Source organism: Stutzerimonas kirkiae (assembly GCF_004327335.1).
Lineage (GTDB): Bacteria > Pseudomonadota > Gammaproteobacteria > Pseudomonadales > Pseudomonadaceae > Stutzerimonas > Stutzerimonas kirkiae.
The window spans coordinates 50,109-73,072 of record NZ_QJUO01000020.1; the positions used below are offsets into that span (position 1 = coordinate 50,109).

At 64.3% G+C, this 22,964-nt stretch carries 24 protein-coding genes and 1 pseudogene; 6 read left to right on the forward strand and 19 right to left on the reverse strand.

Going from position 1 to position 22,964, the window contains the following annotated elements; all coding sequences use genetic code 11:
• Positions 1-68: 68 nt before the first annotated feature.
• From mdcH to mdcA, 7 genes are read right to left on the reverse strand one after another with little or no spacing between them, the layout of a single operon-like run.
• Positions 69-983 (reverse strand): malonate decarboxylase subunit epsilon, encoded by a 915-nt coding sequence (mdcH, locus tag DNJ95_RS12230; protein ID WP_131185007.1) that lies wholly within the window; start codon positions 981-983, stop codon positions 69-71.
• On the reverse strand, positions 980-1,585 hold the full coding sequence (locus DNJ95_RS12235; protein ID WP_131185008.1) for a malonate decarboxylase holo-ACP synthase: 606 nt from the start codon (positions 1,583-1,585) through the stop codon (positions 980-982). The genes mdcH and DNJ95_RS12235 overlap by 4 nt, the downstream gene beginning before the upstream one ends.
• A 4-nt stretch (positions 1,586-1,589) precedes the next feature.
• Positions 1,590-2,396 (reverse strand): biotin-independent malonate decarboxylase subunit gamma, encoded by an 807-nt coding sequence (mdcE, locus tag DNJ95_RS12240; protein ID WP_131185009.1) that lies wholly within the window; start codon positions 2,394-2,396, stop codon positions 1,590-1,592.
• On the reverse strand, positions 2,393-3,244 hold the full coding sequence (locus tag DNJ95_RS12245) for a biotin-independent malonate decarboxylase subunit beta (protein ID WP_131185010.1): 852 nt from the start codon (positions 3,242-3,244) through the stop codon (positions 2,393-2,395). The genes mdcE and DNJ95_RS12245 overlap by 4 nt, the downstream gene beginning before the upstream one ends.
• Complete coding sequence (locus DNJ95_RS12250; protein WP_131185011.1) at positions 3,234-3,536, reverse strand: malonate decarboxylase subunit delta; 303 nt, start codon at positions 3,534-3,536, stop codon at positions 3,234-3,236. The genes DNJ95_RS12245 and DNJ95_RS12250 overlap by 11 nt, the downstream gene beginning before the upstream one ends.
• A gap of 2 nt (positions 3,537-3,538) precedes the next feature.
• Positions 3,539-4,480, reverse strand: a complete 942-nt coding sequence (locus DNJ95_RS12255; protein WP_131185012.1) for a triphosphoribosyl-dephospho-CoA synthase — start codon at positions 4,478-4,480, stop codon at positions 3,539-3,541.
• Positions 4,480-6,147 carry a malonate decarboxylase subunit alpha gene (gene mdcA, locus DNJ95_RS12260; RefSeq protein WP_131185013.1) on the reverse strand — a complete coding sequence of 556 codons (1,668 nt, stop codon included), beginning with the start codon at positions 6,145-6,147 and terminating at the stop codon, positions 4,480-4,482. The genes DNJ95_RS12255 and mdcA overlap by 1 nt, the downstream gene beginning before the upstream one ends.
• A 323-nt stretch (positions 6,148-6,470) precedes the next feature.
• Here mdcA and DNJ95_RS12265 point away from each other — a divergent pair, with 323 nt between their 5' ends.
• A complete protein-coding gene (locus DNJ95_RS12265; protein ID WP_131185014.1) occupies positions 6,471-6,809 on the forward strand; it encodes a type II toxin-antitoxin system RelE/ParE family toxin in 339 nt (112 codons plus the stop codon).
• Positions 6,806-7,141 carry a helix-turn-helix domain-containing protein gene (locus DNJ95_RS12270; RefSeq protein WP_131185015.1) on the forward strand — a complete coding sequence of 112 codons (336 nt, stop codon included), beginning with the start codon at positions 6,806-6,808 and terminating at the stop codon, positions 7,139-7,141. Before DNJ95_RS12265 ends, DNJ95_RS12270 begins: the two co-directional genes overlap by 4 nt.
• 142 nt (positions 7,142-7,283) lie before the next feature.
• Here the strand turns inward: DNJ95_RS12270 and DNJ95_RS12275 are convergent, their stop codons facing one another.
• The 5 genes and pseudogenes from DNJ95_RS12275 to trmL form a co-directional block, all read right to left on the reverse strand.
• Positions 7,284-7,655 carry a gamma-butyrobetaine hydroxylase family protein gene (locus DNJ95_RS12275; protein ID WP_131185016.1) on the reverse strand — a complete coding sequence of 124 codons (372 nt, stop codon included), beginning with the start codon at positions 7,653-7,655 and terminating at the stop codon, positions 7,284-7,286.
• Between the two features lie 87 nt (positions 7,656-7,742).
• On the reverse strand, positions 7,743-9,086 hold the full coding sequence (hslU, locus tag DNJ95_RS12280; protein ID WP_131185017.1) for an ATP-dependent protease ATPase subunit HslU: 1,344 nt from the start codon (positions 9,084-9,086) through the stop codon (positions 7,743-7,745).
• A 70-nt stretch (positions 9,087-9,156) separates the two neighbouring features.
• Positions 9,157-9,693 carry an ATP-dependent protease subunit HslV gene (gene hslV / locus DNJ95_RS12285; protein ID WP_131185018.1) on the reverse strand — a complete coding sequence of 179 codons (537 nt, stop codon included), beginning with the start codon at positions 9,691-9,693 and terminating at the stop codon, positions 9,157-9,159.
• A 70-nt stretch (positions 9,694-9,763) separates the two neighbouring features.
• Positions 9,764-10,592 (reverse strand): annotated as a pseudogene (gene blaOXA / locus DNJ95_RS12290) (class D beta-lactamase).
• 43 nt (positions 10,593-10,635) lie between these two features.
• Positions 10,636-11,097 carry a tRNA (uridine(34)/cytosine(34)/5-carboxymethylaminomethyluridine(34)-2'-O)-methyltransferase TrmL gene (trmL, locus tag DNJ95_RS12295; protein WP_131185019.1) on the reverse strand — a complete coding sequence of 154 codons (462 nt, stop codon included), beginning with the start codon at positions 11,095-11,097 and terminating at the stop codon, positions 10,636-10,638.
• Between trmL and DNJ95_RS12300 the strand changes: the two genes are divergently transcribed.
• Positions 11,096-11,533, forward strand: a complete 438-nt coding sequence (locus DNJ95_RS12300) for a hypothetical protein (RefSeq protein ID WP_131185020.1) — start codon at positions 11,096-11,098, stop codon at positions 11,531-11,533. The genes trmL and DNJ95_RS12300 overlap by 2 nt on opposite strands.
• 774 nt (positions 11,534-12,307) lie before the next feature.
• Here DNJ95_RS12300 and ntrC read toward each other — a convergent pair.
• From ntrC to glnA, 3 genes are all read right to left on the reverse strand, one after another.
• Positions 12,308-13,735, reverse strand: a complete 1,428-nt coding sequence (ntrC, locus tag DNJ95_RS12305) for a nitrogen regulation protein NR(I) (protein WP_131185021.1) — start codon at positions 13,733-13,735, stop codon at positions 12,308-12,310.
• A complete protein-coding gene (gene glnL, locus DNJ95_RS12310) occupies positions 13,732-14,820 on the reverse strand; it encodes a nitrogen regulation protein NR(II) (RefSeq protein ID WP_131185022.1) in 1,089 nt (362 codons plus the stop codon). The genes ntrC and glnL overlap by 4 nt, the downstream gene beginning before the upstream one ends.
• A gap of 298 nt (positions 14,821-15,118) precedes the next feature.
• Positions 15,119-16,525 carry a glutamate--ammonia ligase gene (gene glnA, locus DNJ95_RS12315; protein WP_131185023.1) on the reverse strand — a complete coding sequence of 469 codons (1,407 nt, stop codon included), beginning with the start codon at positions 16,523-16,525 and terminating at the stop codon, positions 15,119-15,121.
• A 423-nt stretch (positions 16,526-16,948) separates the two neighbouring features.
• Between glnA and DNJ95_RS12320 the strand changes: the two genes are divergently transcribed.
• The 3 genes from DNJ95_RS12320 to DNJ95_RS12330 are packed head-to-tail and all read left to right on the forward strand — an operon-like array spanning position 16,949 to position 18,927.
• Entirely contained in the window at positions 16,949-17,554 is a 606-nt protein-coding gene (locus tag DNJ95_RS12320; protein WP_131185024.1) for a LemA family protein, read from the forward strand.
• Positions 17,554-18,294, forward strand: coding sequence for a TPM domain-containing protein (locus tag DNJ95_RS12325; protein ID WP_131185025.1), 741 nt, complete (start codon positions 17,554-17,556; stop codon positions 18,292-18,294). The genes DNJ95_RS12320 and DNJ95_RS12325 overlap by 1 nt, the downstream gene beginning before the upstream one ends.
• Before the next feature lie 18 nt (positions 18,295-18,312).
• Entirely contained in the window at positions 18,313-18,927 is a 615-nt protein-coding gene (locus tag DNJ95_RS12330; protein ID WP_131185026.1) for a TPM domain-containing protein, read from the forward strand.
• Between the two features lie 91 nt (positions 18,928-19,018).
• Here DNJ95_RS12330 and DNJ95_RS12335 read toward each other — a convergent pair whose 3' ends face one another.
• The 4 genes from DNJ95_RS12335 to gmk form a co-directional block, all read right to left on the reverse strand.
• Positions 19,019-19,399, reverse strand: coding sequence for a RidA family protein (locus DNJ95_RS12335; protein ID WP_131185027.1), 381 nt, complete (start codon positions 19,397-19,399; stop codon positions 19,019-19,021).
• A gap of 160 nt (positions 19,400-19,559) precedes the next feature.
• A complete protein-coding gene (gene spoT, locus DNJ95_RS12340) occupies positions 19,560-21,668 on the reverse strand; it encodes a bifunctional GTP diphosphokinase/guanosine-3',5'-bis pyrophosphate 3'-pyrophosphohydrolase (protein WP_131185028.1) in 2,109 nt (702 codons plus the stop codon).
• A gap of 56 nt (positions 21,669-21,724) precedes the next feature.
• A complete protein-coding gene (rpoZ, locus tag DNJ95_RS12345; protein WP_131185029.1) occupies positions 21,725-21,988 on the reverse strand; it encodes a DNA-directed RNA polymerase subunit omega in 264 nt (87 codons plus the stop codon).
• 289 nt (positions 21,989-22,277) lie between these two features.
• Positions 22,278-22,898: a guanylate kinase gene (gmk, locus tag DNJ95_RS12350; protein ID WP_131185030.1), complete on the reverse strand. Its 621-nt coding sequence runs from the start codon at positions 22,896-22,898 to the stop codon at positions 22,278-22,280.
• Positions 22,899-22,964: the final 66 nt, after the last annotated feature.

Below are 22,964 nucleotides of genomic sequence, written 5' to 3' on the forward strand. Positions count from 1 at the left end.
CGTCGGCTGGTTCAGTCGCTCCCTGGCCACTAGGCCCCGGTGCGGTCGCGACGAAACGTCAACAGACCCTAGCGATCCCGTTCGTCACGCAGCAAGGCCAGCAGGCTGTCCAGGCGGGTGCCTTCGAAGGCGACCAGGCGGCCTTCGATGAAGGTCTGCCGGGCCAGGCCGGTGAGGACCGCGCCTGGCGGCAGTTCGACCTGCAGGCGCACGCCGCGCTCATAGGCGCTGCGTACCGTGCCGGCCCAGTCGATGGGGCGGCACATATTGTAGAGCAGGTCGTCGCGGATGGCGTCGGGCTTGTCGAGGGCGCGGGCGTTGCTGCCGCTCAGGTAGCGCAGCCGGGGTGGGCGCAGGGTGATGCTGTCGAAGGCTTGCGCCAGTTCCTCGGCGGCGCTTTCCAGTAGCGGGCAGTGCGAAGGTGTGCTCACCGCCAGGCGTCGCACAGCGGACGCCCCCTGCCGCCGTGCGGCCTCGCCAAGGGCGCGCATGGCCTGCTCCTCGCCGGAAACCACCAACTGCCGGGGCGCGTTGACATTGCCCAGGTAGATTTCCTCGCCGCGCTCGCGCGCCCGTTCGAGCAGGGGTTCGAGATCGCCGATCTCCAGCCCGAGGATGGCGGTCATGCCATAGCCTGCGGGATGGGCGTCGTGCATCAGTTGCCCGCGTAGTGCGACCAGGCGCAGTGCGTCATCGAAGTCCAGGCTGCCGGCCGTTACCGCGGCGGCATAGGCACCGATCGACAGCCCGGCGGCATAACCTTCCAGCACGCCGGCCTGTTCCAGCCGGCGTGCGGCGCAGACTCCGGCGATCAGCAGGCAGAGCTGCACGGCGCGGGTCGAGCGCAGGGCTTTGGCACTGTCCAGCCGCTCGGCCGGCTCACCCAGCACGGTGCTGCAATGTTCGAGAAGGCCACGTGGCAGGTCGCGCAACATGCCTTCGCGTTGCGCACCCTGGCCGGGAAACGCGAACAGGGTACTCATGGGCAGCCCTCCCAGGGGTCGGCGCTCAGCCTTGGCCCTTCGCTGGTCTTGATCATGACCCGGACGGCCTGCCCGGCCCACTCCGCCAGGGCCACGCCGCCGGCGGGGGTCTGCAATTGCACATCGATGCGGCAGGCGGTGCTGTGCAGGCCCTGCAATAGCGCCTGCGCAAGCGTACGCGACAGGCGTCGTTCGGTGCGCAGCAGCAGGTCGAGATCGCTGCCGGAATGGGTGACGATCTGCCCGCTGGCCAACTCGAAGGCGGCGCTGCCGGTAATGCCCCAGGCCAGTCCGATACGCTCGAGGACCGTCCGTGCCTGGCGTGCCGCATGCCATACCGGCAGGTCGCGCGGGCGGTCGCCGCAGGCCCGCAGTTGCTCCGGCATCAGGCTGCGCGAGACATCCGCCAGCGGCATCCAGAACCCCAGGCGCTCACCGCGGCTGTTGCCGCGCAGGCCCACGGCGACCATGCCGTCACGCGCCGGAGCGCGCCGCACGACCACCGGTGGTGAGGCTTCCAGTGCCGTGCGGCACCAGGCCGGCGCATCCTCCGGCAGATGCCAGGCAGCACAGCCCCAGAGCAGATCGTGCGGCCGGTACATGGGCTTACCACTGTTCGCGCAGACGTTCGCGTACCTGCCGCGAAGCCGCACGATTGGTGGCGTTGAAGCGGTTGGAGAGGTCCCGTGGGTGGTGATGGATATTGTCCAGCGCCTGGGCCAGGGTCTTGCGCACCAGTGCCAGGTCGGCGGCGCTCGGCTGGGCCGGCTGGCGCACGTCGAGGATACGCCAGAGCAGCCCCAGCGAGGCGTAGCTGTCGATGTCATAGGCCATGGGCGGAATCTGCCGCGCCAGCGCCTCCAGGGCTTCGACGCTGCGCAGGGTGATGCGCGCCGCCGACTCCTTGCCCATGGCATGCACCATCACCGCCGGGTCGCGCAGGGCGATCAGGCGGTTAGCCTGGTAGCCGTGGGCGAGGAAGGCGCCGGACATGGCCTTGCCGACCAGCAGGGCGATGACCGGATGGCCCGCCTGGCGGGCCCTGGCATAGGCGTCGACGGCGCCGGCCAGTGCCTGGTGGATGCCAAGGGCTTCCTCGCGGCGGCCATAGGCCTGGCTCGGTACGTCGACGATGGCGATCAGCGCGCGTTTCTGTGAGCCGCCGGCATCGGCCTCGATGGCCTGGTCCACCGCCGTGCCCAGGCCCCAGCCTTCCAGCAGGCCGGTTTCGCCATGGCGCGCCCGCGGGAATGGGTTGCCGGCATCGGGCACCACTGCCAGGTAACGCACCGGCTGGTCGCCCAGGGTGTTGTCGGCGACCCGCAGCGAGGCGGGCAGGCCTTCGATGCAGGGCGCTTGCCCGGCCAGCGCCTGGAACCAGTTGAGACCGCGTTGCTGCTGATGTGTACTCATGGGCGCGCTCCTTGATAGGCCTGTCTGACTGCGGCGGCGTCGATCCGGGTGGACGTATCCATGGCTTGCAGGCGTTCGAGGTACCAGGCATGGCGACGGCTGCGCTCCAGCCGTGGCTTGCCCTGGCGCAGCAGTGCGTGCAGTTCGTCGCGGATCGCCTGCACGTCGTCGCCGACGTAACGATCGGCCAGGCCGCTGGCGTGGCGCTGTTCGCCGCCGGTCAGGCTCCAGATGAAGGGGCGGTCGCGGGAATCGTATTCCTCGACACCGGCTTCCTGTTCGATCACCTGTGGCCCGTTCAGCCCCAGGCGTGCCTCGCGGGTGACCACCAGGTAGCTGCACAGTCCGGCGGCGATGCCCATGCCACCGAAACAGCCGACGCTGCCGGCGATCAGGCCGATGACCGGCTGGTACTGGCGAAGCTCGACGATGGCCGAATGGATCTCGGCGATGCCCGCCAGCCCCAGGTTGGCTTCCTGCAGGCGCACGCCGCCGGTCTCCAGCAACAGGATGGCGAGGGTCGGGATGCCCTGGCGGTTGTCTTCCACCGCCAGCTCCAGCGCCCCGGCGATCTTCGCTGCGCCCACTTCGCCCATGCTGCCGCCCTGGAAGTTGCCTTCGATGGCCGCGACCACGGCGGGCTTGCCGTCCAGGCTGCCCTTGGCGATGACCACGCCGTCGTCGGCCTGGGGCACCACGCCCTGGGCCGCGAGCCAGGGCGACATGATGCGCTGGAACGGGTCGAGCAGTTCGCGGAAGCTGCCATTGTCCAGCAGAGCCTGGACGCGCTGGCGCGCACTCAACTCGACGAAGCTGCGACGTTGCAGCAGGGCATTGTCATTGCTCATGGCCGATCTCCTCCAGGCCTTGCTCCAGGCGCAGGCGTACCACGCCTGGCGTGGCGCCGAAGTCGTGGATATCGATGTTCAGCGCCGGTGGCCGTTGCTCCTCGAACATGCGCTCGAAGAGCTGCTGCCAGCGCGGGGCGCTGCCGTTCACCGAGGTCACGACCTGTATTTTCAGGCTACCTTTCTCGCCCGGTTCGAGCAGGGCTTCGAGGTCGCCGGAGCCGACGCAGCCGACCAGGGCGCGAGCCTTGGCCGGTTCGCCAGCGGGAAAGACGAAGGACAGGGTTTCCATGTTCACGATCTCCCAGTCTGCGCTGGCATCTGTGCCAGGCGGTCGAGAAAAAGGGTGGCGGCCAGCAGGTCGGCGGCACCGCCAGGGGATGCGCGCAGCGCCAGCATGTCGCGCTCCAGTTCGCGCAGTTGGCGGCGGCCGGCCAGTTGCGCGCAGCCACCGGCTTGCAGCACCTTGTGTGCGCCTTGTTGCACGCTGTTCAGACCGGCCATGCCGGCGCGGTGCAGCACACAGGTATCGGGCAGGGTGGTCATGATCGCCAGCAGTGCATCGAGCTGGGCGCTCTGTTCGCCCGCCGCGTTGGCGCGGCTTCGGCGCAGTTGCACCAGGCCGTGCTGGATGACGGCGGGAAAGCCCTGCTGGGCCTGCTCGCGTGCCCCGGGCACGCCGTAGCGGCGGCGTACCTCGGCGCCATGGCTGTCCTGCCGTACTGGCAGCGCGGGGTCATCCAGCGCTGCCAGTGCTGCGGCCCGTGCAGTTACGGCAGCGGCATCCAGGGCGTCGGGGCGTATGGCGGCGGCGCTGCTCAGCAGGCCCAGCGCCCAGATCGCCCCCCGGTGCGTATTGACGCCGCCGGTCACGCGCAGCATGCGCGCTTCGCCTTCACGGCCGAGCCGCCCCACAGTGGCCCGCAAGGTGCCATCCATGGCCGCGTGTTGCCGTGCCGCCTCGGCCATGGCCTTGAAGGTTGGCCACAGCGCGTGCGCCGATTCGATCATCAAGCCCAGGTGCAGGTCATCGTGTGCCCCGCTGCCGCGACGGTCGACCAGCCCCGGCTTGGGCGACAGGTGCGCCTCGTCGAGCAGTGCCTGCACGGCGAGGTCGGCCAGTCGCTCCGCCAGGCCCGGCGCGGCCTGGCTGCGCCGGCGTGGCCGAGGGCTCGGGGCGTTCGCGGAGGCCGGAGTGGCTGCGGTTGTGGGTATGGTTGCGATCAGTGCGCTCATCACCAACTCCTGAATTTGCCGGGCGGGTTGTAGAGGCCGCCGGACCACTCGACCAGTTCGGCGATGCTTTTCGCCGCCAGCAGTTCGCGGCTGGCATCGGCGCGGCGGATGCCGAGGTCTTCCGGCAGCGCGATCAGGCCTTCGCGGCGCATGCGCGCGGTGTCCTTCGGATCGTGGCGCTGGCCGATGCGGGTGATGCCGGCGACCGCGGCGATCATCGCCTGGCGTTCCTCCAGCGTGCGCGCCTTGTAGAGATAGGCGATGCCTTCCTCTGTCAGCAGGTGGGTGACATCGTCGCCGTAGATCATGATCGGCGCGAGCGGCATGCCGGCTTTTCTCGCCACATCGACCGCGTCGAGGCGTTCGACGAAGGTGGGTTTGCCGCCTTCCTGGTAGGTCTCGACCATCTGCACCACCAGCTTCTTGCCGCGTTCCAGCAGGGTCACCGGGCCTTCGCCGCCAGGTGTGGCCATATCCAGCCAGGCCGCTGTGCCGTGGCGCCTGCCGCGAGGGTCATGGCCCATGTTCGGCGCGCCGCCGAAGCCGGCCAGGCGGCCACGGGTGACGGTGGAGGAGTGGCCATCGCCATCCACCTGCAGGGTGGCGCCGATGAACAGGTCCACCGCGTATTGCCCGGCCAACTGGCACATCATGCGGTTGGAACGCATCGAGCCATCGCGGCCGGTGAAGAACACATCCGGGCGCTGGGCGATGTAGTCCTCCATACCCAGTTCGGTACCGAAGCAGTGCACGCTCTCGACCCAGCCGGTCTCGATGGCGGGGATCAGCGTCGGGTGCGGGTTGAGGGTCCAGTTGCGGCAGATCTTGCCTTTGAGCCCGAGCTTCTCGCCGTAGCTGGGCAGGATCAGCTCGATGGCGGCGGTGTTGAAACCGATGCCGTGGTTGAGCGATTGCACCTTGTGCTTCTCGTAGATGCCACGGATCGCCATCATTGCCATCAGCACGTGCACCGGCTTGATATGGCGCGGGTCGCGGGTGAACAGCGGCTCGATGTAGAAGGGCCTGTCGGCCACCACCACGAAGTCCACCCAGGAGGCTGGAATGTCCACGCGGGGCAGTTCGTCGACGATCTCGTTGACCTGGAAGATGACGATGCCGTCGCTGAAAGCGGTCGGCTCCACCAGCGCGGGGGTGTCCTCGGTGCTTGGCCCGGTATAGATGTTGCCATGACGGTCGGCCTGGAAGCCGGCGACCAGCGCGACATTGGGGATCAGGTCCACCAGTAGCCGCGAGTAGAGCTCGATATAGGTATGGATGGCGCCGACTTCCAGTTGCCTGTCTTCCAGCAACTGGCTGATGCGCAGGCTCTGCGGGCCGGCGAAGGAGAAATCGAGCTTGCGCGCGATGCCACGTTCGAACAGGTCCAGGTGCTCGGCGCGGCTGACGCTGGGCATGATCATGTGCAGATCGTGCAGGCGCTGTGGATCGACCCTGGCCAGCGAGCGGGAGAGGAAGTCCGCCTGCTTCTGGTTATTGCCTTCCAGCACCACACGATCGCCAGGGGCGATCAGGGCTTCGAGTGCGGCGACGATCCTGTCACTGGGCAGGATCACACCATCGGCGAGCGCGCGTACCTGATCGATCCGTCGTGCTTTCTCGGCACGGCGCCGCGACCATTGCGGCGGTGGGGATATTGTTATTGTCATGACGACTCCACTATTTCCGCTATGTGGAGCGCACTTTAGGAAGTCGGCTCGGGGGCCATCAATCAAGTTTGGCGGTGGTTCGTTACCCTTTGGGTAATGATTGAGCGGCTGCGCTGCCCAGGGAGACGTGGTGAGAGGGGGCGGAGCTGCTTCTTATGAAACCCTGTGGCGGCTTTCACAGTTCCGGCCTGTCCCGCTTGCAGTGCCTGCTCCGCACACTCAGTCTGGCCAACAAACGGCAGCAGACCCGGAGCGGCCAGGGAGTCATCCGAGTCTAGCGTTAGTGTTCGTGCTGGTATAAAGTTTTATACGGATGGTGCGCGATGGACAAAGAAATTCGTTGGGTCGGGTCGGCCTACGATGACCTTCTGGATTTCCCTGTCGAAGTCCGACGACAAGCAGGGTTCCAGTTGGGCAGGGTCCAGGCCGGTCTGGAGCCGGACGACTGGAAGTCCTTCGATGAGATGGGCGCCGGCACCCGCGAAATCCGCATCCGGGAAGCCGGTGGTGCGTTCCGGGTAATGTATGTCGCCAAGTTCGAGGAAGCCTTGTACGTCCTGCATTGCTTCCAGAAGAAGACGCAGGCGACCAGCACGCAGGACAGGCACATTGCCGAGACGCGCTACCGGGCCGTCGTGAATGGGAGGAAAGGCAGGCTATGAAGATCGACACTGAAATCCGCCATGTGAGCAAACCGGGGGCGAATCTGTTCCTGGAGTTGGGATTCCCGCCGGAGGAAGCCCGGCGATTGCACTTGGCATCGCAACGGCAGATCAATGACACCAGGCTGCTCAAGGAGCAGCTCATGGCCGAGCTGGCGGGGTGGATCGAGCAGCATCGCTTGAAGCAAGCCGAAGCGGCAGAAATCCTGATGGTGTCCCGCCCGCGGGTGTCGGATATGGTGAACAGGAAAACCACCAAGTTCACCATCGATACGCTGGTCGAGATGCTGAGCCGTATCGGCAAGCCCGTGCGGTTGGTGGTGGGGCCGTAGGCACAGCGGTGTATGGCCCCCTAGGTCGAACACTGGGTTCAGGCAGGGGGGGGGGTGAAGCCGGAAGCTTGAAGCCAAAAGCCGGAAGTAAAGGCTTGGCGGGGTTTCCAATGGGCCCGCATGCTGATTGAGCTTCCAGCTTTCAGAGCATCAATCGCACCACCGACTCGTCCGGGTCACGGGAACGCCCTGCTTGCTCCAACTCGGCGAGGTAGTCGGTCCACAGGCTTTCCTGGCGGGTGGCCAGTTCGTACAGGTAGTCCCAGGTGTAGAGGCCGCTGTCGTGGCCGTCGTCGAAGATCAGCTTCAAGGCATAGTTGCCCGCCGGCTCCAGGCCAGTGAGGGCGACGTTCTGTTTGCCGTATTGCAGTATCGGCTTGCCGTGGCCCTGGACTTCCGCCGAAGGCGAATGCACGCGCAGGAATTCGGCGCCCAGGTGATAACGGTCCTGGCCGTATTGCAGTTCCAGAGACTTCGAAGCCTTGTGCAGCTTGATGGCGGAGGGGATACGCATGGAATGGATGCCGAAAAGAGCGCTGAAGGCTGAAGGCTGAACGGAAATCGATGTTCCGTCCAGCTTCAGCCTATGGCGCCCAGCGGTTTAGAGGATATAGCGCGACAGGTCTTCGTCCTGCGCCAGCTCGCCGAGGTGGCTGTTGACGTAGGCCAGGTCGATGCGGATGGCTTCGCCGTTCTGCTGGCTGGCCAGGTCGGCAGCGCTGAAGGACACTTCCTCCAGTAGGCGTTCCAGCAGGGTGTGCAGACGGCGGGCGCCGATGTTCTCGGTCTTCTCGTTGACCTGCCAGGCGATCTCGGCGATGCGCTTGATGCCGTCCTCGGCGAATTCGATGTGCAGGCCCTCGGTCTTCAGCAGTTCGCGGTACTGTTCTGTCAGCGAGGCATGCGGCTCGGTGAGGATACGCTCGAAGTCCTGCGGGCTGAGGGCCTTGAGTTCGACCCGGATCGGCAGGCGGCCCTGCAGCTCGGGCACCAGGTCGCTGGGCTTGGACAGGTGGAAGGCGCCCGAGGCGATGAACAGGATATGGTCGGTCTTGACCATGCCCAGCTTGGTGTTGACCGTGCTGCCTTCGATCAGCGGCAGCAGGTCGCGCTGCACGCCTTCGCGGGAAACATCGGCGCCGCTGGTGTTGCCGCGCTTGGCCACCTTGTCGATCTCGTCGATGAAGACGATGCCGTTCTGTTCCACCGCCTCCAGGGCGCGGGCCTTGAGTTCTTCCTCGTTGACCAGTCGCGCGGCTTCCTCGTCGCGCACCAGCTTGAAGGCATCCTTGATCTTCAGCTTGCGGGTCTTCTTCTTGCCCTTGCCCATGTTGGCGAACAGGTTCTGCAACTGGCTGGTCATTTCCTCCATGCCAGGGGGCGCCATGATTTCCACGCCCATCGGCGATTCGGCGACTTCGATGTCGATTTCCTTGTCGTCGAGCTGGCCTTCGCGCAGGCGCTTGCGGAACAGTTGGCGGGTGTTCGAGTCGCTGGCGGGCGCAGCCTCTTCGCCAAAGCCGGTGGTGCGGGCGCCGGGCAGCAGGGCATCGAGGATGCGTTCCTCGGCGGCGTCCTCGGCGCGGTGCTGCATCTTCTGTACTTCCTGCTCGCGCAGCATCTTCAGTGCGGCATCGGCCAGGTCGCGGATGATCGATTCGACATCGCGGCCGACATAGCCGACCTCGGTGAACTTGGTCGCTTCCACCTTGATGAACGGCGCATTGGCCAGGCGCGCCAGGCGTCGGGCGATCTCGGTCTTGCCGACGCCGGTGGGGCCGATCATCAGGATGTTCTTCGGCGTGACCTCCGGGCGCAGCTCGGGGGAAAGCTGCATGCGCCGCCAGCGGTTGCGCAGGGCGATGGCCACGGCGCGCTTGGCGTCGTCCTGGCCGATGATGTGGCGGTTGAGTTCGTGGACGATCTCGCGGGGTGTCATGGACATGCGGTACTCCAGGGCCGGGCGTGCGTGGCGATTGTTCACTATCTGGCGGGGCGAGATCGTGAACGGCTTCTCAAACCTCGCTATCCAGCTCTTCGATGGTCAGGTTCTGATTGGTGAAGACACAGATGCTGCCGGCAATGTTCAATGCCGTTTCGGCGATTTCTCGGGCGCTCAGACTGGCGTCGGCCTTGAGCAGCAGCGCCCGCGCCGCGGCCTGGGCGAAGCCGCCGCCGGAGCCCATGGCGATCAGGTCGTCTTCCGGCTGCACCACGTCGCCGTTGCCGGTGATGATCAGCGATGCATCCTTGTTGGCCACCGCCAGCATGGCTTCCAGGCGGCTCAGGGAGCGGTCGGTGCGCCAGTCCTTGGCCAGCTCCACGGCGGCGCGTACCAGGTGGCCCTGGTGTTTCTCCAGTTGCCCCTCGAAGCGTTCGAACAGGGTGAAGGCATCGGCGGTGGCACCGGCGAAACCGGCCAGTACCTGGCCGTGGTAGAGGTGGCGGACCTTCCTGGCATTGCCTTTCATCACGGTGTTGCCCAGGGAAACCTGGCCGTCGCCGCCCATGACGACTTTGCCGTTGCGGCGAACTGAAACGATGGTGGTCAAGGGGGAATCTCCGCTCAGCGGGGCAGGCACTGCCCGAATGTGTGGGATATGGGGGAGGGCATGGCGATTTTCAACGCGTGCGCTCTTCCGCTTGGGCGCTGCCGTCGAGCAGCCCGAGCGTGCGCAGGCTGGCCTTGCCGACCGTGAGACGCCTGGGCAGGTCGGTTGCCGGGGCGGGCATGTCGATGTTCAGGGCGAAGGTGTAGAGGTGCTCGCCTTGCTCGACCCAGCCGACCCACCAGCCGATGTTCGGCTGGTCGCTGTTATTCCAGCCGGTCTTGCCGTAGAGCGTCCAGCCCTGGCCCGACTCCAGGCGTACGATTTCGCGTACCTGTCGTTGCGCCTCGGAGGGGAACGGCAGTTCGCTTCGCGCCAGGCGGGCAAGCCATTGCGCCTGCTCGACCGCGCTGATTTTCAATGGCCCGACCAGCCAGAAGTCATCCACCCTGGTGCCGATCTCCTGGTTGCCGTAAGCCAGTGTACGAATGCCTTCCTGCATACGTTGCAGGCCGATGCGCCGCGCCAGTTCCTGGTAGATCGGTACGCTGGAGGCGCGGATCGCCTCGCGCAGCCCCATGTCCTGCTCCCAAGCCTTGAAGGGCTGTGGCTGGCCGCCGTAGGGCAGGACTTCATCGACATTGGCGACCGCGCCGCTGGAGAGGCCGATCAGGCTGTTGGCGATCTTGAAGGTCGAGGCCGGGATAATGCGCGTCCGGGCGCGTCCGGGCGCGCTCGGCGGCGAAGCCCGTGAGGCGCTCCGTCGTGGCGTCATAGAGCACGAAGGTGCCGCTGATGTCGGCTTTGGCGAAGATCGCGGCAACCTCTGGGCTTTCCTCGAAGTCATTGGCGATTGCTGGCGCGGTGAACAGCAGGGCTGCCGTGAGAAGGAATCTGCGCATGGTGTTTCCTTGTAGCAGATATGTGGGAAGTGGCCGGTCATGGTTACTGCAGGGCGAAACCCTGTTGGCGCCAGGCCTCGAATACTGCGACCGCCACACTGTTGGACAGGTTCAGGCTGCGATTTCCCGGTTTCATTGGCAGGCGCAGGCGTTGTCCGCTGGGCAGCGCCTCGCGGATGTCCTCGGGCAGGCCGCGGCTCTCCGGACCGAACAGGAAGGCATCGCCCGGCTGGAAGTCGATTTCGTGGAAGGGCTGCGAGCCCTTGGTGGTAAAGGCGAACAGACGCGGTTGGCCAAGTTTCTCCAGGCAGCTCCGCAGGTCGGCGTGGCGCTGTACGGGCGCGTATTCGTGATAATCCAGTCCGGCGCGGCGCAGGCGTTTGTCGTCGAGATCGAAGCCCAGCGGCTCGATCAGGTGCAAGCTGCAGCCGGTATTGGCGCAGAGCCTGATAATGTTGCCGGTATTGGGCGGAATCTCTGGCTGGAAAAGGATCACATGGAACATGCGCGGCACCGAAACTGAAAACGGCGAGCATTCTACGCCGGAAGACCCGAGGCCGCGTTTGCGGCGGCGTTTTTTTGCCTCGCTGGTACTCCTGGGGTTGATGGTCGGCATGATGATCGGGCGCGTTACCCAGCACTCGGGAGACGTCCATTTGCTGGCGACGGAGCCTGTGAACGCAGGGCTGCGATTCTGGTTCGATGGCGAGCCGGGCTTGCGCGAGCTGGCCGTCGATGGTGGGTTCGTGCTGGACATCGGTGCCACCGGGCAAGCGGCCAATGGCTATCTGGACAGCCCAGGTGGTCGTGTCAGTTGGCGTCTGCACGCCACCGAGCAGGCGTTGCAACTGCGCCTGACCGCACTGTATGCCTTGCAGGTCGACTGGGCGGGCGAGCCGGATGAGCGTGGCTGGCGCCTGGAGGTGCAGGTGCGCGATTGAGGGGCGCCCGCTCTCGTCAAAGAGAAATCAACCTTTTGTTTTGAAGAGGAAAAAATTTCGTTGCCCGAGTTGTTTGGTGACGGAATGCTTATCTCCGTGCTCGGCAGGTATATGCCCGGCTTCCGGGAGGCAAGACAGCGCGACCGGATTGGCAATAGTATGGGATCGTACCGCGCGATCTCGGGCTCAGCGTTCCTGTGCAAATGCCAGGTGGCGGGACGGGGCACGCGTGAATACATCCCTGTAGCTCTTCGCCGCCATCCCTGGCGGCGAAGGCCCCGCCCCGCCACCTGGCATCCGCACAGCCACTATCAGCGGCGCTTGTGGGAAAGAGCCGGCGCAACCCAATGCCCTACGCATGATTCAGACATGCGCCGACGGCTCTTTCCATAGTCGCCTCGGTATTTGCCGCGCGCCCGGCCAGCCCCGCTACGAAACCTTCGCTGGCAGGGACGCCGACGAAGAGCGCCCCCTTATTCATATGGGCGACGGGTTCATGCGTGTTTCGTAGCTGGGCTGGCCAGGTTCTCGACAGCACGGGCACCAGGACACCGCCAGCGGCGTACGATAAAATGCACACTGGATTGCCAATCCAGTCGCAACGAGGCGGCGCACGATGACCCGGCTTACACAGCCATGCACCGGGATTTAATGTGATCGCCCTGAGTGGCGAAAAGGTTCGTTCCCCTATACGGGATCACAGGCAAGCTGTGCCGACAATGGCTCCACTGTCTGCTCCGCGACAGCGCTGCGGCAAAGATACGGAGGCGGCTCCTAGGATTCGTCCCCTTCGTCATCGTCCCCGCCCATGCCCAGTTCCTTGATCTTGCGGGTCAGGGTGTTGCGCCCCCAGCCGAGCAACTGGGCGGCGTCGCGGCGGCGACCGGCGGTATGCTTGAGGGCGGTTTCGATCATGATCCGCTCGAAAGCCGGCACGGCCTCGTCGAGCAGGCCCGTCTGGCCACGGGTCAGGGCCTGGTCGGCCCAGTTGCGCAGGCCCTGTTCCCAGTTGCCCGAGGGCTGGCTTTCGCTGCTCTGGTGCAACAGTTCCGGGGGCAGGTCGTCAATATGCACCTCACGGCCCGAGGCCATGACGGTGATCCAGCGGCAGGTGTTCTCCAGTTGGCGCACGTTGCCGGGCCAGCCGAGGTTGCGCAGGTATTCCTCGGTTTCCGTCTTGAGCAGCTTGGGCTCCACGGACAGTTCCTGCGCGGCGCTGGCGAGGAAGTGCCGGGCCAGTGCCGGAATGTCTTCGCGGCGGTCGGCCAGGCGCGGGATATGGATACGGATGACGTTGAGGCGGTGGAACAGGTCCTCGCGGAACTTGCCGGCCTGCACCAGGGTTTCCAGGTTCTGGTGGGTGGCGGCGATGATACGTACGTCGACCCGTACCGGCGTATGGCCGCCGACCCGGTAGAACTCGCCGTCGGCCAGCACCCGCAGCAGGCGGGTCTGGGTGTCGGCGGGCATGTCGCCGATCTCGTCGAGGAACAGGGTACCGCCGTCGGCCTGCTCGAAACGCCCCCGGCGCTGGTTGGCGGCGCCGGTGAACGCCCCCTTTTCATGGCCGAACAGCTCCGACTCCATCAGGTCCTTGGGGATGGCCGCCATGTTCAGTGCGATGAACGGCGCCGCCGCGCGCGGGCTGTGGCGGTGCAAGGCATGCGCCACCAGCTCCTTGCCGGTCCCCGACTCGCCGTTGATCAGCACGGTGATATTGGAGTGGGAAAGACGACCTATGGCGCGGAATACCTCCTGCATGGCCGGCGCTTCGCCGATGATTTCCGGGGTGCGCGACTGTTCCGTCACCGGTGCCTGGCTCTGCTGTTCCAGGGCGTGCAGGCAGGCGCGCTTGACCAGGGACACGGCCTCGTCGACATCGAAGGGCTTGGGCAGGTATTCGAAGGCGCCGCCCTGGTAGGAGGCCACCGCGCTGTCGAGGTCGGAGTGCGCGGTCATGATGATCACCGGCAGGCGCGGATAGCGCTCGCGGATCTGCGCCAGCAGGTCGAGGCCGCTCGGCCCGGGCATGCGGATATCGGAGATGATCGCATCCGGCTGTTCCCGCGCCAGGCGGCTGAGCACGCCACTGGTGCTTTCGAAGCTGTGGGTGTTCATGCCTTCCTGCTGCAGTGCCTTCTCCAGTACCCAGCGGATGGAGCGGTCGTCATCGACGATCCAGACGGTTTCGCTATGGCTCATGAGGTCGTTGCTCCTTTGTCCAGTTCCAGTGGCAGGAAGATCGAGAAAGCGGTGTAGCCGGGGTGGCTCTCACACTCGATCAGGCCCTGGTGCTGGCTGACGATGTTCTGGGTGATGGCCAGCCCCAGGCCGGTGCCGTCCGGGCGGCCACTGACCATTGGGTAGAAAAGCGTGTTCTGCAGTTCCGCGGGAATGCCAGGGCCGTTGTCGACGATTTCGATGCGCGCCACCAGGCGGTGACGGATATGGCCGATGGTGAACTGGCGCAGGGTGCGGGTGCGCAGGGTCAGCCGTCCCAGCCCCAGTTCGACCTGGCCAGCCAGTGCCTGCATGGCATTGCGCATGATGTTGAGCACGGCCTGGATCATCTGCTCGCGGTCTATCAGCACTTCCGGGATGCTCGGGTCGTAGTCGCGGGTCAGTACCAGGCGGCCCTGGGATTCGGCATCCAGCAGGCTGGCGACATGCTCCAGCACTTCGTGGATATTGGTCATCGACAGAGATGGCAGTTTGTTCGAGCCGAGCATGCGGTCGACCAGGTTACGCAGGCGGTCGGCTTCCTCGATGATGACTTCGGTGTAGTCATGCAGGTGCGCGTCCGGCAGTTCGCGGGCCAGCAATTGCGCCGCGCCACGGATGCCGCCCAGCGGGTTCTTGATTTCGTGGGCCAGTCCGCGCACCAGCATCTTGGTGGTTTCCTGGGTGGAAAGCTGCGCTTCTTCCTTGCTGATGCGCAGCAGGCGATCGCGCGGGAGGACTTCCAGCAACAGCATGGTGTCCTGGCGGCTGAGGATCGGGGTCACCGCGTAATCGACGGTCAGCGCCTGGCCGGTGGCCGAGGTCAGGGTGGCTTCGCGCTTGGTGAACGGGTGGCCGCGTTCGACCGCTTGGCGCAACGCGGTCAGTGCTTCCTGCGATTCGGTGAAGAGTTCGCTGATGAACTGGCCGTGGCTGCGCTGGCCGCTGACCGCCAGCAGCATTTCCGCCGCCGGGTTCATGTATTCCAGACGCAGCCTGGAGTCCAGCAGCAGTGTGGCGGTGGTCAGGTTCTCGATCAGCAGGCGTTGCAAGGCTTCGTTGATCATGGCGGTCGCGTCCTGTATGTCCGGCATCAAATGCAAGAAGCAAACCACTTTCCGGAATCGCGCGGCTCGGGGCCTGTGCTTGGATGCCTTTACCTGTTGCGTTTATGTGCGCACCAATATAGTGCATATTGCGCACATTGAAAGTGCGCATGGACGGACGGCCCGGGAGCGGGCGGTTTGCCCGTGGCCAGGTGGGGCAGTCATGCACCGTAATCGTACCGGGGGCTCCCGGGCCGGATTTTTCGCCCTACAACGAAAGAGGCCACCCGAAGGTGGCCTCATGTGTCGCTCGCAGGGATCAGACGCTGTAGTACAGGTCGTATTCCAGCGGGTGCACGAAGGTGCGGACCTTGATTTCTTCTTCGCTTTTCAGGGCGATGTAGGCATCGATGAAGTCATCGCTGAACACGCCGCCCTTGGTCAGGAAGCCACGGTCGGCATCCAGCGATTCCAGGGCTTCTTTCAGGCTACCGCAAACCTGCGGGATTTCCTGGGCCTCTTCCGGCGGCAGGTCATACAGGTTCTTGTCGGCGGCATCGCCGGGGTGGATCTTGTTCTGGATGCCGTCCAGGCCGGCCATCAGCAGCGCGGCGAAGGCCAGGTAGGGGTTGGCCGACGGGTCCGGGAAGCGCGCTTCGATACGGCGGGCTTTCGGGCTGTTGACATAGGGGATGCGGATCGAGGCGGAACGGTTGCGAGCCGAGTAGGCCAGCATTACCGGGGCTTCGAAGCCCGGGACCAGACGCTTGTAGGAGTTGGTCGACGGGTTGGTGAAGCCGTTCAGCGCCTTGCCGTGCTTGATGATGCCGCCGATGAAGTACAGGGCGGTATCGGACAGGCCGGCATAGCCTTCGCCAGAGAAGGCGTTCTTGCCGTCCTTGGAGATGGAGATGTGTACGTGCATGCCCGAGCCGTTGTCGCCGTACAGCGGCTTCGGCATGAAGGTGGCGGTCTTGCCGTAGGCATCGGCAACGTTGTGCACCACGTATTTCAGGGTCTGCACTTCGTCGGCCTTGGCCACCAGGGTGTTGAAGCCCACGCCGATTTCGTTCTGGCCGGCGGTGGCCACTTCGTGGTGGTGCACCTCGACCTTCAGGCCGAACTCTTCCAGTGCATTGCACATGGCGGTACGGATTTCATGGTCGTGGTCGACGGGCGGTACCGGGAAATAGCCGCCCTTGATGCCCGGACGGTGGCCCTTGTTGCCGGTTTCGAAGTCGGCGTCGGTGTTCCAGGCGGCTTGTTCGGAGAAGATCTTGAACATGGAGCCGGAGATGTCGGACTTGAACTTCACTTCGTCGAAGATGAAGAATTCCGGCTCCGGGCCGACGAAGGCCTTGTCGCCGATGCCAGTGGACTTCAGGTATTCCTCGGCGCGGCGGGCGATGGCGCGCGGGTCGCGATCGTAGCCCTGCATGGTGGAGGGTTCGATGATGTCGCAGACCAGGATCAGGGTCGGCTCTTCGGTGAAGGGGTCGAGCACGGCAGTGCTGTCGTCCGGCAACAGAATCATGTCGGAGGCTTCGATGCCCTTCCAGCCCGCGATGGACGAGCCGTCGAACATCTTGCCGCTTTCGAAGAACTCTTCGTCTTCGGCTTCGCGGGCCGGGATGGTGACGTGCTGCTGTTTGCCTTTGGTATCGGTGAAGCGCAGATCAATCCACTTCACGTCATGGTCTTTGATCAGTTGAAGCGACTTCGACATGGTGTTCTCCAAGTGGTGGAAGCGCAGGACAGGTTTGCTTCCTAATCAGGGGTGAAGCCGGCGGCGATGTTCCGCGAAGGCGACCTGCCTCACAAGGGAGCAAATTATATGCCAGTGCCTGGAAATGGTCTTGCGGCCCAGGTTAATCGGACTTCGCGCGATGAATGGGCCGTTTGTCAGTGAATGACTAGTGACATTTGCTCGATTATGGTGCACTACTTGTGGTGATTTGACTTGTTTTGGTGCGCCATATTGGGGCGGCGGCAGCGGGAAAGTGCTTGACGGGGTTTTCAGGGCGCTTCTCACACTGATGCAGCTTGCAGCTTGCAGCTTGCAGCTTGCAGCTTGCAGCTTGCAGCTTGCAGCTTGCAGCTTGCCTGCTGCTATTCTAGACGCTCTATCTCCTGTCACTGGAAATGCACCATGCGCGCACAGCTCTTTCGACACACTGGACAAGCGATAGCCGTCATCCTGTTTTCCTGGATGCTGGCCGGTTGCGGGATCAACAACATCCCGACCTACGACGAGCAGGTCAAGTCCGCCTGGTCGCAGGTCGAGAATCAGTACCAGCGCCGCGCCGACCTTATCCCCAACCTGGTGGAAACGGTCAAGGGCTATGCCGCTCACGAGCAGGAGACCCTGACGGCGGTGATAGAGGCGCGGGCCAAGGCCACCTCTATCCAGGTGGATGCCTCCACCCTGGACGATCCGCAGCAGATGCAGCGCTTCCAGGAGGCCCAGGGCCAGTTGAGCGGTGCCCTGAGCCGTCTGATGCTGGTGGCCGAGCGTTACCCCGATCTCAAGGCCAACCAGAACTTCCTGGCCTTGCAGTCGCAGCTCGAAGGCACTGAAAACCGTATCGCCGTGGCGCGTCGCGACTTCATCGCCGCGGTCGAGCGCTACAACACCGAGATTCGTACCTTCCCCGGCCGTATCTGGCACACCCTGATGTATAGCGACTTGCAGATACGCAGCAACTTCGAAGCGACCAGCGAGAACGCCGACCAGGCGCCGCAAGTGAAATTCTGATGAGGGCCGTTCTGGGGCTGTGCCTGCTGCTGTCGTGCTGGGCCGGCTCGTTGGCCGCCCAGGCGCTGCCGGAGCTGACCGGGCGGGTGGTGGACCAGGCGGCCTTGCTGGATGCTTCCGTGCGGGAGCGGCTGACGCAGATGCTGACCGCCCATGAACAGCTCAGCGGCGAGCAGGTCGTGGTGCTGACAGTGCCCGACCTGCAGGGGCGCAGCATCGAGGAGTTCGGTGTCGCCCTCGGGCGCCACTGGGGAATCGGCCAGCGTGACAAGGACAACGGTGCCCTGCTGATAGTGGCGCGCGATGAGCGGCGCATTCGCATCGAGGTGGGCTATGGCCTGGAAGACCGCCTGACCGATGCGCAGGCCTCGCTGATCATCAATGGCATCATGGTGCCGGCCTTCCGCCAGGGTGATTTCTCCACTGGCATCGAGGAAGGTGCGGCGGCCATCGTGCAGGTGCTGGGGGGCGATCCGCTGAGCGTGCCGGAACAGTATGAGGCCGTGGAGGACGAGCCCGAAGCCTGGGGCATGCTGATGTTCTTCCTGATGCTGGCGGTGATCTTCTTTTTCAATGGCCGCGGTGGCGGCAGTGGGCGCCGTGGGCGCGGCAGTGCGGCCCTGTTGGGGGCGCTGCTCGGCGGCATGAGTGGCGGCGGCCGTGGTGGTTTCGGCGGCGGTGGCGGCTTTGGCGGCGGCGGCGGTGGTTTTGGCGGTGGCGGTGCCTCCGGTGGCTGGTGATTCGACGATGGAATGCCCATGACTCTTCTGACGCAAGCGGGACAACAACAGGTCGCCGACCTGATCGAACGCATCGAGCGGGATACCGATGCGGAACTGGTCACGGTGCTGGCGGCGCGCGCCGACGACTATCGCTATATCGCACTGCTGTGGGCCGGGTTGCTGGCCATGCTGCTGCCGGGCGGGCTGCTGTTCTTCTCCGGGTTGCAGGCCTGGGAGCTGCTGCTGGTGCAGTGGTCGAGCTTTGTCGTGCTGGCGTTCGTGCTGCGCATTCCTGCGCTGACTTCGCGGTTGATCCCGCGCGCGGTGCGCCACTGGCGGGCAGGCAACCTGGCGCGCCGACAGTTCTTCGAGCTGGAGCTGCACCATACCCATGCCGGTACCGGCGTGTTGATCTTCGTTTCCGAAGCCGAGCGTTATGTGGAGATTCTGGTCGACCAGGGCATTTCCAGCCGTATCGAGGATGCAGCCTGGGCTTCGATCATCGAGGCCTTTACCGCCGAAGTGAAGGCGGGGCGGACGCTGGCGGGATTTCTGGGTTGTATCGAGTCATGTGGCGAGCTATTGCAGCGGCATGTGCCGCTGACCGAGCCGCGCGATGAGCTGCCGAATCGGCTGGTGGTGATCGAGTAGGGCTGTTCCCGGCGTCCGTAGGAGCGGCCTTGGCCGCGAACGGCGACCCACGAACACTTCGTGGGCAAGGCCCGCTCCTGCGGATATTGGTTTATTCCAGGACCAGGATCGCGTCCATTTCCACCTGGGCATCCTTGGGCAGTGCGGCGATGCCGATGGCGGCGCGGGCTGGGTAGGGTTGCTGGAAGTAGCGCCCCATGACCTCGTTGACGGTGGCGAAGTTGCCCAGGTCGGTGAGGAAGATGTTCAGCTTGACGATGTCCTTGAGCGAACCGCCGGCTGCCTCGGCCACGGCCTTGAGGTTTTCGAAGACCTGCACGGTCTGTGCTTCGAAACCTTCGACCAGGGTCATGCTGGCCGGGTCGAGGGGGATCTGCCCGGACAGGTAGACGGTATTGCCGGCCTTGATCGCCTGGGAGTAGGTACCGATGGCGGCGGGGGCTTTATCGGTGTGGATGACGGTCTTGCTCATGAAATGCTCCTTGGAGAAGGGCAACTGCAAGCTACAAGCCTGGAGCTGCAAGTAAAGCGGTCAACCGACCACGGAAAAGGTTTGACAGGGTTTCCGGCGCGCCTCTTACTCTGTTGCAGCTTGCAGCTTGCAGCTTGCAGCTTGCAGCTTGCAGCTGCCGTCAGGCCTTGACCCGGGTGATGCGTGTGACGCCCTTGATGGTGCGCAGTTTCCTGATGACCCTGGCCAGGTGCACGCGGTCATGCACGCTGACCACCAGTTGCACGACGCTGATGCGGCCATCGCGTTCGTCCATGCCGATCTTCTCGATATTGCCGTCGGCGGCGTTGACGCTGCCCGCCAGCAGGGCGATCAGGCCGCGCTGGTGTTCCAGTTCGATGCGCAGTTCGACATTGAATTCGCCGGCAACGTCTTTCGACCAGGACAACTGGATGCATTTGTCCGGATTGTTGCGGATCTCGCTGATATTACGGCAGCTCTCCAGGTGCACCACCATGCCCTTGCCGGCCGACAGGTGGCCGACGATGGGGTCGCCCGGAATCGGCGTGCAGCACTTGGCGTAATTGAGTACCAGGCCCTCGGTGCCACGTATCGCCAGCGGTCCTTCGACGGCCGGGGTTTCTTCCTCTTCGCTGGCGACCAGGCGGCGGGCGATCACATAGGCCATGCGGTTGCCGAGGCCGATGTCCTCCAGCAAGTCTTCGAAGACCTCCATGTGGTATTCGTCCAGAACCTGCTGGATACGCTCGTCCGGGATGCTTTCCAGTGGCGTCTCGAAGCCAGCGAGCACTTTGTGCAGCAGGCGTTCGCCGAGGTTGATCGACTCCGAGCGGCGTTGTTGCTTGAGCGCGTGGCGGATGTGCGTGCGCGCCTTGCCACTGACCACGAAGTTGAGCCAGGCCGGATTGGGCCGGGCGCCCGGCGCGGTAACGATTTCCACCGTGGAGCCGCTTTCCAGCGCCTGCGACAGTGGCGCCAGGCGTCGGTTGACCCGGCAGGCGATACAGGTATTGCCGACATCGGTATGCACCGCGTAGGCGAAGTCGACGGCGGTGGAGCCTTTCGGCAGTTCCATGATGCCGCCCTTGGGCGTGAACACGTAGACCTCGTCGGGGAACAGGTCGATCTTCACGCTTTCGATGAACTCCAGCGAGTTGCCGGCGCGCTGCTGCATTTCCAGCACGCCCTTGACCCATTGGCGCGCCCGCGCATGGCTGTTCTGCACCGGCTCGCCCTCGCTGGACTTGTACAGCCAGTGGGCGGCGATGCCGTTGTTGGCCATCTCTTCCATCTCGCGGGTGCGGATCTGGATCTCGATGGGCACGCCGTGCATGCCGAACAATGTGGTGTGCAGCGACTGGTAGCCGTTGGCCTTGGGGATCGCGATGTAGTCCTTGAAGCGGCCGGGCAGTGGCTTGTACAGGCTGTGTACGACACCGAGTACGCGATAACAGGTGTCCACCTTGTCGACCACGATGCGGAAGGCGTAGACATCCATGATCTCGTTGAAGGCCTTGCGCTTGCCGCGCATCTTCTTATAGATGCTGTAGAGGTGCTTTTCCCGGCCCTTGACGTCACCTTCCATGCCTTCGTTGCGCAGGCAGTTGAGCAGTGACTGCTCGATCTTCTCGACGATCTCGTTGCGGTTGCCGCGGGCGCGGCGCACAGCGGCGCGAATGCGCTCGGAGCGCATCGGGTACATGGCCTTGAAGCCCAGGTCCTCGAATTCCACGCGCATGTTGTGCATGCCCAGCCGGTTGGCGATGGGGGCGTAGATTTCCAGGGTTTCCTTGGCGATGCGCCGGCTCTTCTCGTGCGGCATCGCATCGAGGGTGCGCATGTTGTGCAGGCGGTCGGCCAGCTTGACCAGGATCACGCGGATATCGCGGGCCATGGCCATGGCCATTTTCTGGAAGTTCTCGGCCTGCGCCTCGGCCTTGGTCTCGAACTTCATCTGGGTCAGCTTGCTGACGCCATCGACCAGTTCGGCGACGGTTTCGCCAAACTGATTGGCCAGCGCATCCTTGGGAATACCGGTGTCTTCGATGACATCGTGCAGCATGGCGGCCATCAGGCTCTGATGGTCCATGTGCATGTCGGCGAGGATATTGGCTACCGCCAGCGGATGGGTGACATAGGCCTCGCCGCTGCGGCGGCGCTGGCCATCATGGGCCTGTTCGGCATAGAAGTAGGCGCGGCGGATCTGGTTGACCTGGTCGGCTGCCAGGTAGCTCGACAGGCGCTCGGCAAGTACGTCTATGGCGGGCAAATGCAGGACTCCTCGCGGCAGCGGCGCCGGCTTGGCGCCTCGGCCTGTCAGTTGGATCAGATCGCCTCGTTGGACTCTTCCTCGTACTGGATGAACAGCGGTTCATCGTCGACGATGTCGTCCTGGGCGATCACATCGTAGTCGACCAGGCCGGAAGCGATTTCGCGCAGTGCGACCACGGTGGGTTTGTCGTTTTCCCAGGCGACCTTGGGCTCTTTGCCGCCGGTGGCCAGTTGACGGGAGCGCTTGGTGGCCAGCATCACCAACTCGAAGCGGTTGTCGACGTTGTCCAGGCAATCTTCAACGGTAACGCGGGCCATGGTGTTCCTCGTGATCAGTAGCGATGGCATGCCCGGATGGGCGAGCAGACTGGGTAGTTTAAAGCAGCTTTGAGCTACAAGCTACAAGCAGGAGCCAGGGCGATCACGCTATGCCATTGTTCACCGGGCAGGTGTTTCGATAAAGGCGCTGGAGGCTGGAAAGCTGGACGAAAAACACCGGTTGCCACGCTCTTTCGTCCAGCCTCGAGCTTTCCCTCGCTGTTTTCGGCTGTTTGCCGCGCATGGCGCGAGCGCCCTGAAGCAGGAGCCTTGCAGCTTGCCGCAGCAGTCATGCCAGCAAATCGCTCAACATCCTGGCATGGCGTTGTTGTTGAGTTTCCTGGCGCAACTGGTTGGCGCGGAAGATCGCCTGCAGATCGCCCAGGGCATGGGTGAAGTCGTCGTTGATCACCAGGTAGTCGTATTCGACGTAGTGGCTCATTTCGCTGACGGCCTCGCGCATGCGGCCGTCGATGACTTCGTCGCTGTCCTGGCCGCGGTTGGTCAGGCGTTGGCGCAACGCTTCCCGGGTCGGCGGCAGGATGAAGATCGAACGGGTCAGGGGCATCTGCCGGCGGACTTGCTGGGCACCCTGCCAGTCGATCTCGAGGATCAGGTCGTAGCCTTCGGCCAGGGTGTCTTCCAGCCAGCGCTGGGAAGTGCCGTAAAAGTTGCCGAAGACTTCGGCGTGCTCGAGGAATTCATCGCGCTGCAGGCGCTCGATGAAATCCTCGCGGCTGACGAAGTGGTAGTGGACCCCGTCCACTTCGCCGGGGCGTGGCGGGCGCGTGGTATGGGAAACCGATACCCGGACCTGTGGCTGGGCGTCGAGCAGGGCCTTGACCAGGCTGCTCTTGCCGGCCCCGGAAGGGGCGGAAATGATGTAGAGAGTGCCGGTTGTGCTGGCCATTTAAGAACGCTCGCCGATTGTCTGGAGTAAACACGGTTATGGATGTTTAGGGGAAGGGCATGGTGT